The organism is Chitinophaga sp. 180180018-3 (assembly GCF_037893185.1).
Classification (GTDB): domain Bacteria; phylum Bacteroidota; class Bacteroidia; order Chitinophagales; family Chitinophagaceae; genus Chitinophaga.
Genome location: NZ_CP140772.1, coordinates 1,210,609 through 1,222,611, shown reverse-complemented (window position 1 = coordinate 1,222,611; position 12,003 = coordinate 1,210,609). Strand labels below are relative to the sequence as shown.

Annotated in this window: 1 protein-coding gene; it reads left to right on the top strand. The window is 46.4% G+C overall.

Annotated elements, in window-relative coordinates; translation table 11 throughout:
- Window positions 1-6 precede the first annotated feature (6 nt).
- Window positions 7-11,877, top strand: a complete 11,871-nt coding sequence (locus UNH61_RS04890; RefSeq protein ID WP_326991004.1) for a LysM peptidoglycan-binding domain-containing protein — start codon at window positions 7-9, stop codon at window positions 11,875-11,877.
- Window positions 11,878-12,003: the final 126 nt, after the last annotated feature.

Genomic DNA, 12,003 nt, shown 5'->3' with positions numbered 1-12,003 from the left:
CAAGCCATGTTTGAATCATTATTCACCAAGGTATATACTTACTTCAATCCCAACTGGGATTTCCAGGTAAAGAAATCATTGGATGCATTCAGGGGCTATCTGAATGGGGGAAAGAATCCCGTGATCCGCATGCTTGCAAGTGATACCGCCGGTAGTGGGCATCAGGCTTCTACTGTTGGGATACTCCGGCAATTGGCTAACCCGCTAAGCAGTAAAGGCTTTGCATACCAGGGTACCATAGAGGTATACTACGGGGAAGATTCAACCCGGGATAAGTTATACAACCTGCTGCCGGAACTAAACAGGCAGCCCATAGGCACAGTGGTAAATGCTACTGTTTCCCTGATTAAATCCGACGATAATCCTCCTGGAAATGAGGTAAACCTGGGCTTCACTGGTGGTGCAGATGATGAACATTCCCCATCTCGCGTGATAGTCCCCAATTTTGCCAAAAGGCTCAATACCCTGTATTTCCTACGCCTCCAGCCTTATAAGTGGTATTTGGGCGCCAACCAGATCCAGTTCAATTCCGACAAAAATTTTATCACCCTTACAGATGAAAAAGTATTAGGCTACAAATCTTTTGCCCAACGGGCCTTTTATCTGCCGGTACCCATACCGGTACCGGACTGGAACTATTATACAAATACCCCTGATGCTGAAAAAGCAGCCATTGCCCGATGGATCACGGGCCAGGCGGCATTGGATTTTATACCGGTATATGGCATCAATAACCTCAGCAAGTCCGCGTTCATGAGTCCTGCTGAAGAACGGATGTTTGAAGTGATTGTGGCCATGCTGGCCTCACAAAAAAACAGGAGTCGTCCTTCACCGGGTGCTAAATCCATCATCATACTGAGTCTGGGTAATTTCAGCGATCATACAAACAAAGTATTTGAACTACTGAATGGCGGTAAATGCAATATGGAATTTGCCTCAGAGAATGAAGCCGTCACTTACCAGAACAGGAAAAATTATCTGAAGCAGATAGATGCTGTTAACCGGGTCAAATTTGTATGGGTGGCTACCATGGCAAACATAAATGCACAACTGGCCTGGCTGAACGCAACAACAGACCGTGTATTGCTGGTGCAGGTAGGTGGAGTACCCAAGCCCATTTTTAACTACCTGTTACAAACCACTGCGTTGCCGTTTATATTTGAAGGTCAGGGTACCGCCAATGATGCATTGAATATTGGCAAATATTATATACAGCCTGGCCTTGCTGCAGACGGTTTACAATATCCCACTACTATACTGGGGCTTTCGGAATATATAAGAGCAGATGTAGCGCCGATAACTATTTATTATCCTTCCCTCCCGCTCAATATACAGGCTGTTGCAAACGAGATCAATGCACCGCTCTTCGAATGGCCTGCGTTAAAAGCAGACAACCCGGCAGAAATACTGGGCGGTTTTATTAAAGCATACAGAGAAGAAGGTGCCAACGGCAAACTACATAAATATTTTAAACAGATAGCTGACTTTTACCAGAATGTTGACAATGATAAATTCAGATACTCAGTAAGTTTCCTGAATTATATCGTCAGTAAATCAAGCACCTCATTGAGAGTGTTCCCTAACCGTCATATGGTTGAAGAAGATACAGAAGGAGTACTGGAAGCCGTGCTGGCAGATGTAGAGGAATACAGGGAAGAAGATCGTTCACACCACCTCATTCACGACGGAGGAGACATTGGCGGTATCACCACAGAAGATACCGAAACAGTACTCGAACAATTACTGGCAGATCTGCCGGCAAATACAAATGCCAGCAAAGTGCTGAACCTGATTCCCGGCGTTTTCAGCCTTGGCGCTATTTTCGATTTCTTTACAGGATTATTAGGTGCCAGTTTTTCTATCACCAACAGTGTTATCACTCCTGTATACGAGAGCAGTATACTCACCAGCATCCTCGTAACAGGCGACAATAGTGCATTGGGCAACGCGCAAATGCAGATCTCATTTACCGCACCGCAGGATGTCATTGTTTCCAATACAAGGTTCACGTATAATGAAAGCTGGGCGCCTGCTGAACTCCCCTGGTTCCGGTTTAGCAAACCATTTTTCGAATTTGAGATTATAAATGCAGACACTATTAATTCCGGTGCGGTAGGAGGAATTATCGATTCTGCCGATATCACACTGGCTATTGAGTTGCCGATGAAAGACGGGAAATGGAAGCTGTCCGGTGAATTGGGTAGCCCTTATCCCAGCATTTCCAAATTCTACCAGCTGGCAGGTGGCATAAACCTTACTCAGGCGCTGCCATCACCATTCAATGCCATGTCAGGATTTGGGCTGAAAAATACGCAGCTGGTATATGATAGTGTCAATAATGTAATTGAATATGTGGGGTTTACCTTTGCAACGGATCAAACTTATAAACTGCTTAATAATTTATACCTCGAAGAAATAACTGCCAATGTAAACGTGCAGAATCCAGGTTCTGTACAGGACCGCTTCACTACCTGGTCTGTAAACGGCACATTCAGAATTGGTGAAGGAAAAGATGCCGGCATCGTAGCCCTTGGTGTAATTGGGCCAGACCTCGTATTTAACGGCTTGCTGCAGTCGGGTGTGATCAAACCCACCGACCTGTTCTCGATATTCCTGCCTGGCGTTCAGTTCAATCCGCCCTCACAACCTGTTGTAACGGATTTTCAGTTTACCTACGCCATGCAAAAGATCAATTATACAGTGGAATGCCGGTTGAATATTGACTGGCCTATCAGTATGCTGAATACCACTGTATTTACCATAAAAGATGTAGGCGTTTCCGTTAGTGGGCAAGGCAATCAGCTTATTGGTGGAATAGATGGTAATCTGATACTGCTGCCCGATGACCCGAATGTCAATATCACATTGCACCTGCAGGCTTCCTATACGAGTGCCACCAGCTCATGGCTGTTTGAAGGCGAGCAAACCGACGGTGTACTCTCAATCTCCGGCCTATTGAAGGAATATCTTGGCTGGGACACCGGTATGGTGATGGGGATTAATGGGCTGAAAGTATCCGTATCAACAGATACCAATTACTGGAGCTTTGCAGGTAAAACTGCTGAGCCCTGGGTAATTGACTTCCTGAATCTGACTATTTCCGGTAATGCCCTGATCGGTTATGGTAAAAGAATAGCAACATCAACCGTAGGAAAATACGGTTCTTTGCTGGCCAACATCAACTGGCTGGGCATTGATATGGTCGTATTCTACGATTTCGACCCCGATTACGCATCATACGGTATCCGTTGGGGACTGCTGGAAGGAAAGGTAGTGAAGGACCCCAAAACGGGGCATAATATTGCTACACTTTCCTTTAAAGAATCGGCCAGCATCGGCAGCATTGTAGAAACATTCGTATCATGGGCTACCGGAACAAAGTTCGGACTGGCAGCCCCCTGGAGTGTACTGAATAGTGTTCCACTGAATAATCTCTCCCTCATATATGACTTTACAGATAAAAAGGTAAGCTTTAGTATAGGCATAGGCCCGATAGAACTTGGCTTCGTAACCATTAAAGGCTTCAGCCTATCCTACAATACAGCAGATCCTGATCCTGAAAAGAACGGCGTTATTGTAACGCTGGATGTAACATCCGCCTGGGGTGATGTTCCATCATGGAACGCGGCCAAGCCGGAAACCACACCGGCGCCTCCGGGACAGGGTAATAAATACCTGGACCTACGACTGTTGGCAATGGGCCAGCATGTAACACTGGATTGTTTTAAAACCGCAGATAATGTACAGGCAGCCATTGCCTGTATGTCTAATCTTCCTGATCCGAAGCCGGGAGAGATCCCACCGGTACACTTTGATGCCAACAGCAGCTGGCTTACCGGAATGGACTTTGGAGTACTGAGGCTGGGTGGAGATGATAAAAAGGCCAATGCACTTGTTACTGCTGCAGATGTTGCACAATACTTTCTTACACTGCAAATTGTGTTCAATGATCCTTACCTGTATGCCCTGCGCATAGCGCTGGAAGGTGAGCCAGCCAAAATATTCAAGGGGCTGGATTTCCAGATCATGTACAAGAAGATCAGCGACAGCATCGGCTTGTACCAGGCGGAAATTGTGCTGCCGGATGTAATGCGTAAAATCAATATGGGACAGTTCAATATTACGCTGCCCGTATTTGGCATTGCTATTTACACGAATGGCAATTTCCAGGTAGATATCGGCTTCCCCTGGAAAGAAGATTTTTCACGCTCCTTTACTTTTCAGACACTTATCTGGACACCTATAGGTATACCCATTCCCGTTATGGGATCTGCAGGTGTTTACTTCGGCCATTTATCCAGCGCTACTACCAACAGGGTACCGGCAGCTACTAACGGAACGTTTAACCCCGTACTGGTATTTGGCTTCGGTATGCAATTTGGCTTCGGCTATTCCTTTGATGCAGGTATCCTGAAAGCAGGATTCAGTCTTACTGCAGTTGCCATACTGGAAGGTATACTCGCCAAATGGAATCCCTACCAGATTACCGACGGAAGTGGTAACAACACGCAACTTGAAACCTCGTATTATTTCTGGTTCCGTGGTACCGTCGGCATTATCGGCAAGTTGTACGGCTCTGTCGATTTTGCGATTGTAAAGGCAGAAGTAAATATAGACATACGTCTGCTTGCACAGCTTACTTTTGCACCATATGAACCAATAGAAATATCTCTTACAGCCTCTGTAAGTGTATCCCTTCGCGTTACAATCAACCTCGGGTTGTTTAAAATACATATCAGTTTCAGCTTCTCTGCAAGGATTCAGCAAAGCATTACCATCAATGCCATTGGTGGCACACCACCATGGAAAACGGATCATACCGCATTGTATGCCGCGGGCATTCCAATGCTGAAAAGACGTAGCCGTAGACTCTATTACGACCAAAAAGAACTCATGGCAGTAAGTACTGCTCTGAATCCGCAATGGTCCAACCTCGAAAAGGCTGCTACCCCTGTTCCTCTCACTGCATATGCAGGACTCGGTCTCACCATGGCCGGCGACAATGCACAGCAGGTATCCGCGCAACTGGCCTGTTATATTGCCATGCTGTTTATAGAATCTGTACCGCCACCACAGGACGACAGGAACAATGGTACCCTAAAGGCTTACAGCAACGGTGCAGACACTTCTTTTGAAATACTCAGCAAAGAAGTATTCCGCTGGGCAATAGCCTCCATCCAATCCGGCCCTGTAACCAGCGAACAGGTAGATGCACTGATTATTACAGACCTTCAAATTGCGGCACTGCTGGATTATCTGGACCACTCACCTAATTCCACACCCATACCTGCAGCCGATGTTACAGCATTCCTGGCTAACCAGTTTATATTGACAGTAAATGCGCCGGCATCAGGAGAAGCAAATGCCACCTACTTCCCGGTTCCGCCGGAAATGGTACTAACGCTGCCTGATTACGGAACAGACTATAAAGGCATTTCCTACAACTTCGCCGATTACAATAGTACATCTGCTGCTTATACCGAATACCTCAGGGCCTACTTCAATGAACTGGCAGTACAGGTAGAACAGCAAAAGAATAACCTGAAAGCGTTCAGCCTGGACGATAGCGGTGGCCAGTCTATGGCCAGCTTTATCTTCAGCGATTACTTCCTGTTGCTGTGCAAACAAATGCTGCAGGCGGCGAGGGAATCTCTGAAAGACTTTAAATACTATCTGCAGGATGGCCAGCGTGTAAATGATATTGTTAACTGGGTAAATCAAAAAGCAGGAACGGATCTGTATTCTGTTGAAGCTTTATTTACAGATAATGTTTCAGCCGGATTAAGCAGCGGCAAAAAGCTGCGCATTACAGGCAGTACCTATATTGTGCAGGCATCAGATACTTTTGACAGCATTGCTGCGCAAGCCATATTCTTTAACGGTTTTACCGGTAAAGATCTGGCCGCAGCGAACCAGGATACAGCCAATACATTAGCTCCGGGTATTACAGTTAACTACCCCGGCAAAGATCCTTACAAAACACTGTCGGGGCAATCGCTGACACAGGTGGCACAAGCCATAGGTGTGTCTGTCAGTGATCTGATCAATAACGGAAATATTACCGGACTGGCAGCATTACTATTGCCTGTAGCTACACTTGCGATTCCTTCATTCAGTACTACTACAGGAACCGGAGATACACTCAACAGGATTGCATCCAAATACAATATCACACAGCAACAACTGTCGGCACCGGCAGAAAATGGTACGGTAACAGACCTCTTCGATAAACTGCTGACAGCTTACCTTAATATTGCCAACCTCCAGCAATTCCAGGCAGGAGAGCTGCTGAAAGAGATCCAGGCAACAAACGGTCTTCAACATTTATCCGGTATGACTTCCCGTTACTATATGGCTGGTTTACGCCTGCCAACAAACGGTATCACGCCGGCATACAAGGGAATGTGGGTAACGGGTAGCGGCAGTGCACTAACCCTTCCGCCTTATGCAGGCCTGTACGCATTAACAGGACAGCAGTTCCCGATACCAACCCTGACAGCGAACGACAACTTCAATATTGTATTCTCCAAATCATCCGGCATCAACTGGTTGTCTTTTGCCGGCAGCGATCCAACCAAACTAACGATACCACTGGTGCCTGGCTCATATGATGCGAAGCAGATCAGTGCAGTGGAAACATTTGCCCTTAACAACAGCCTTGACATAGCGCTTTCAACACTGGGAGCGCAGGATGCCTTCATTACGAAAGCAGCTACGTATCCTTTCACTTCGGAAATAAGCTGGAACAGCGCTTCTGCCTTTACTATGCCTTACGGCGGCAATGCAGGCGGAGTACCAGCACTCAGTTTGTGGCAATTACCAGATACGCTGTTGCAATTACCCGATCTGCAGACACGTAAAATAAATCCACGTATGAAAATGCAGATCGGCCGATATGATGAATCCAGCCGTTCCATGATCAATACGCCCGTTACCTGCTATGGTTATGGGTCGCTGGTTGCCTTTACCATTAAAAGGGTGCCTGTAGTAACAGAAAGCCCATCAACACTCACCACCTACGAAATAATGGGTGCCGACGGCAACAACGCTGCCATACTGGAAAAAATGGTAAGTGGTATTGGCGACAACACATCCCTGATCGCCACCCTTACTGTTGCCTACGGTGTGGATACGAACAGTACTACATCAGAAGGGATACAAACAGATGCACTCAACAGTCTCACGATGGGTATCGCACAGGTAAACCTTTCCACCGAAACCCGCCCGGATACTGCTGCTATGGCATTCTTTAAAACAGATGCCGTACAGGAAGAAATGGTATTACTGAATGATGCCCCACAATTTATCCGTTTGCTCTGGCAGGCAAGTATTACACGAGGCGGTGGTTACTACCTGTATTATTTCAATTCGGGTAACAACAGCGGATTACCGGACCGGATATTTAATGATAATAATGAAGCCACATTGTCGCTGCTCGTATTATATACTGCGCCACAGGACGATGCCATACGCAATAACATCACCACATACATGAATGTGCTGGCAACCGGTGAAGCGATCGATACCACACATTCCGTATTATTTGCGGAAGCCGATCCTTACCTGCGCACCCTGGCAGCAGATAATACGCAAACGCTGGCAGCATTGGCCTACGGCTATTATGGAAATGTTGCCGATGTGGCTGCAGACAACGCTAAACGCCTGTTAAGAACCGGTATATCGTTACTGATTAGTGAAGGCGTATACGAAGTAAGGCCTGAAGGCAGCGCTCCGGGAGGCAAATTAGATACCATTGCTGCTTATTTCGGAACTACCACTGATAAAATAAAAGCAGCCAATCCGCTGCAAACCAGCTGGCCTGACCCATTACCACTGTATACCTCAATAAAGCTTCCTGAAATTACAGTAACTGTTGGTACCAGCGCAGGTGGAAACACCCTGCAGGATCTGGCTGCCTATTATGGTGAGGACTTAACAGCATTGGCTGCCAGGAACCAGGCGGTAGCCGGTATCTTTGCGGACAAGGAACTACTCGTTATTAAGGGCGGCCCGGATATACGAACTTCTACTGTACCTCCCGGAGTAGCCGGTATCGCAGCAGAAAGAGCCGTGCCACCGGAAATACCTGATGATCCTTCAACAGCCGACTATGGCAGGATATTCCTGCTCAATACGTACAATATGCTGTCTTACCAGGTTGCTGAAAATAACTATTTTGCAGCCAGCAATCTGGGTCTTCCTGCTTCGCCTTCAGGTGAAACAGACAATGTAAGCAGCAATGATAAAGTAAGCTATCCCAAAACACTGGCTGCAGGGGATAACTGGAAGTACACTCAATCTGTTCCATATAGCCGCTTTGCAAAAAATACAATACAAACCAAAGCCAATATGCCTGACCAGGCGATGAGCCCTTACAGGGGACTTGGTGGTTTGTTGCAGGTAGATTTTGCATGGCAGGATCTTTACGGCAACAGGCTGATCACTACCTTATCCAATCCGTCCGGTAACAGTCAGCTGAATATGCCACCGATGCTAACCGGTTACACAGATCCGATTATCGGGTTAAATCAATGGCCTTCTGTAGCATCGTCATGGGAGGTAAATACAGGTACCGGTAATAGCCCGCAATTACAGCTGAACCTTTCTTTCGGAGATAGCTATTACCAGGGCCTTTTATGGGCCAAAGCTGCCGGCACCAATAGTATCACGGCCTGGTTTACGGAACCGCTGGAAGAGATATCTGCTAAAGATCCTGCAAACTACAGCATAGATCAGGGTATACATATCAACAGTATAACACTGTCAATAGATAAGCAGACAATCACACTTCAGGTAGATAAGATACCGGAAAACCTGTTGATCACTTTGAACATTAACAATATCAGCAATGCAGGTAAAACAGAAACATATACCGGCATGGCGCAGTTCAGCAGTCCGGAAATGCCGGAAGAAACAACATCCACGATCATCGAACAGGCAAAGAAAGACCTACAGGTGTATCAACAGCTGTGGTACCAGCTTACCGATCCTAATGGCATCGCCTACAGCGTGAACACTACGCTTGTCAAAAACAGATACACACTCAGTGCCGGGCAGATTTCCGGTTTGGTAACAGACTGGATAGTATCTATCTATCTTTTCCTTGAAAACAGATCGAAAGGGCTTACAGATGTACCACCTCCGGCGGCAGCACATCTGTTGACGTTTACAATAGATCAGACACAACTGAACGAGGCGCAGATATTCCGTTTGGAATGTAGTTTTACCATAACACGCACCAGGAATGCAGCAGCCGGCGACCTTGAAACTACCGGCGGCATTCTGCAGGCGATAACTGAGGTTTCCCCGCTTTCCGGAACCGAAGGAGGAGACACGCACAGCCTTAATACATTTGCGGCGCGCTTCGAGGCGGCATTGTTACAACCAGGTAAATATGCCATGCGCATTGCCACCGGCAATGATCGCGAAGCTGCCGGCAATTCCAAGGAAACATGGGCTGTAAGACTAGGACTGGATAAAAAAGTGCCCACGCCCATATCTTACGATATCACAGACGTAGCTACACCGGACATTTTTGCACCGCGGCCTATATCCAATAAACTGGAAACACGTCAGCAGGTACCAGTCTATTATTATTCGGAAAAGAACGGTATAAATTTCGATACTCCATCTGCCTATGTTGATTTCACAGGTATAGATATGGATCAGTGGGGTCAGCAGTTTTTCAATAGTATAGACAATGTGCTGTCACCTGAATTTACTGCAGCCATGCAACTGGTAGACAAGAAGAAAAACACTGCCTATCTGAAGGAACTGCTGGGCAGTAAAGAATCACTGGCAGATATTGTAAAAGAATGGATGATACCTGTATTCAGCGGACAAGCAGCAGATGCCACTGCGGTAAAAGAAGCGTTTAAGCAACAACTGCTTGAGAAGCTTACAAATGCCTACACAACACAGGCTGCGGTACAGTATCATGCAGCAGTAAGTGCGGATGCTGCCGCAGGCATCGCCCCTCGTTTGTACGGAAGTATCAGCCGCAATTTTAAATTTACAGCTGCGATGGTGTATGCAGCAGACAAAACGATCGTATACCTGCTCTTCACCAACCCACCAGATCCGGCAGCAGCCGTTATCAGCAACTTTACAGCTAATGGTGGACTTCTCATAACAAATGCCGGAATTGATCCCCATGATACCAGAAGAGTGATACTTAATCTGAACGGAGAGGCAATAGCTGGCAGCACACAAATTACTGTCGATAAAGGTTTTAAAGATATGACCGGGAATATAATTATGCCCCCGCTGATGCAGACAGCACTCCCGGCAGTGAACGAAGGCAACAACAGCGACGTTATCACTTTTACCTCTCCCAAGCTGGGCCTGCAAAAAGATACAGTAGCGCCCCTGCCGTTCCTGATTTCATCACCGCAGATAGTGAGAAGCAGCAGTAATGAACTACTGCCTTATGTAGATCTCAATCTGAGTTTTGCCGGCAGCCAGATTGAACATCAGATAAGTACGCTGCCAAATATTGAAGGCTATGAAGCATCTACCTGGCTAAGCTTTGTTACACCACTCGATAATACGAGCCCGCTGACAGAAGACCTTGGGAAAATACAGGTACCAATGGTATTACGTGCCTTCCCTACAGCGCCTTCTATGGTTAACCAGTCCGGTGAATCCACCGTTCCACCGAATGCATCGAATATAAACCAGCTGCTGAACTGGAATTATAATATCGTGTATTCTTTACAGATACATTATCCACAGGATCAGCTGGATTTCACTATCAACTTCAATGTATCGGACAACAACCATGCTATGCTGATGAAGGGTATTGAAGATGCATTCCCGGAACTGGCAGAGTTCATCACGGTTTCGCCTTCCGTATACAAAGTACTGCAAACACAACTTACAAAAGTAACGGCAGGAACAGCAGATACTGATCCGTTATTGGATACAGTATCCACCGCACTTACCTCTTACGCAGCGCTGGTATCAAATGTAGTGAAGGCATCACAGGACAATAATATGGCCATGGCACGCCGTAATAACAGGTTGGTCAGCACACAGGTATTGCCTTACACTTTCTACATACAGGAAGGATCTGCCACTGTAAATGAAGTGCAGGCGCTTATCATATCCATACATGGCCTGCCGCCTGATGGAGTGGAACAGCCCCTGGTTAATATCGAAGGATACGAACGCCAGGTATATGATCAGGGATGCATCGGGGATTTCTGTTATTTTTATACGCAGAACGGAGTAGTCTTGCCTGCTTCAGTAGGACAAACGATACCGGAAAGAACAGTTGTTATACCGGCGATGAATATACTGGCCCGTCAGGATGCTGCCACCACCACATTAATAAAACGCAATGCGGAACTGGTACCAGGCAAACCATCCAGCGAACCATTTATTTATACAACCGGCACCGTTGAATTTTCAAATCCATATCATCCTACAACAGACTGTGTAACACCAGTGGATATATCGATGATCAATGCCCCATCAGGACAGCACAACTACGCTTCACTAACAACGCAGCTGACTAACCTGTTCGATGCACTGTTAGAGGAAAATTCGCAGGATACACTCAGTTTTCTGATGAGTTGCCAGTACAATTATCAGCTCAATAGTGGCATCGAAGAAGTAATACTGCCGGTAATGATGCAGCCAATGCAAAGTATACAGGTAAAACCAGACAGCGTAACCGGAAACAAAAAACTGGCAGAGATGATCAGCGACTGGGCAAATAGCATTGAACTATGGTATAATACGGTGGCCCCGGATACTACCAACGCTGTGCTATGGTTCGATCTAACGATCTTTTCAAGTCTTACGCAACAGCCATTGCCCCTGGTACGGCTAAGGGCTTTAAACCTGGGCATACAATATATTACCAGCCTGTGAAAAATCAAAGGAGGTGTTTTCGCATAACGCAATACGAAAACACCTCCCCTTGTAATCAACTTATCTATTAATAGTTTGGGTTCTGCTTCAGGTTCTTATTCAAATCTATTTCCTTCTGCGGCAAAA

Bases quoted from the DNA above. Each gene is read 5' to 3' on its own strand.
- UNH61_RS04890 (WP_326991004.1), top strand. From the start codon at position 7: ATGTTTGAATCATTATTCACCAAGGTATATACTTACTTCAATCCCAAC.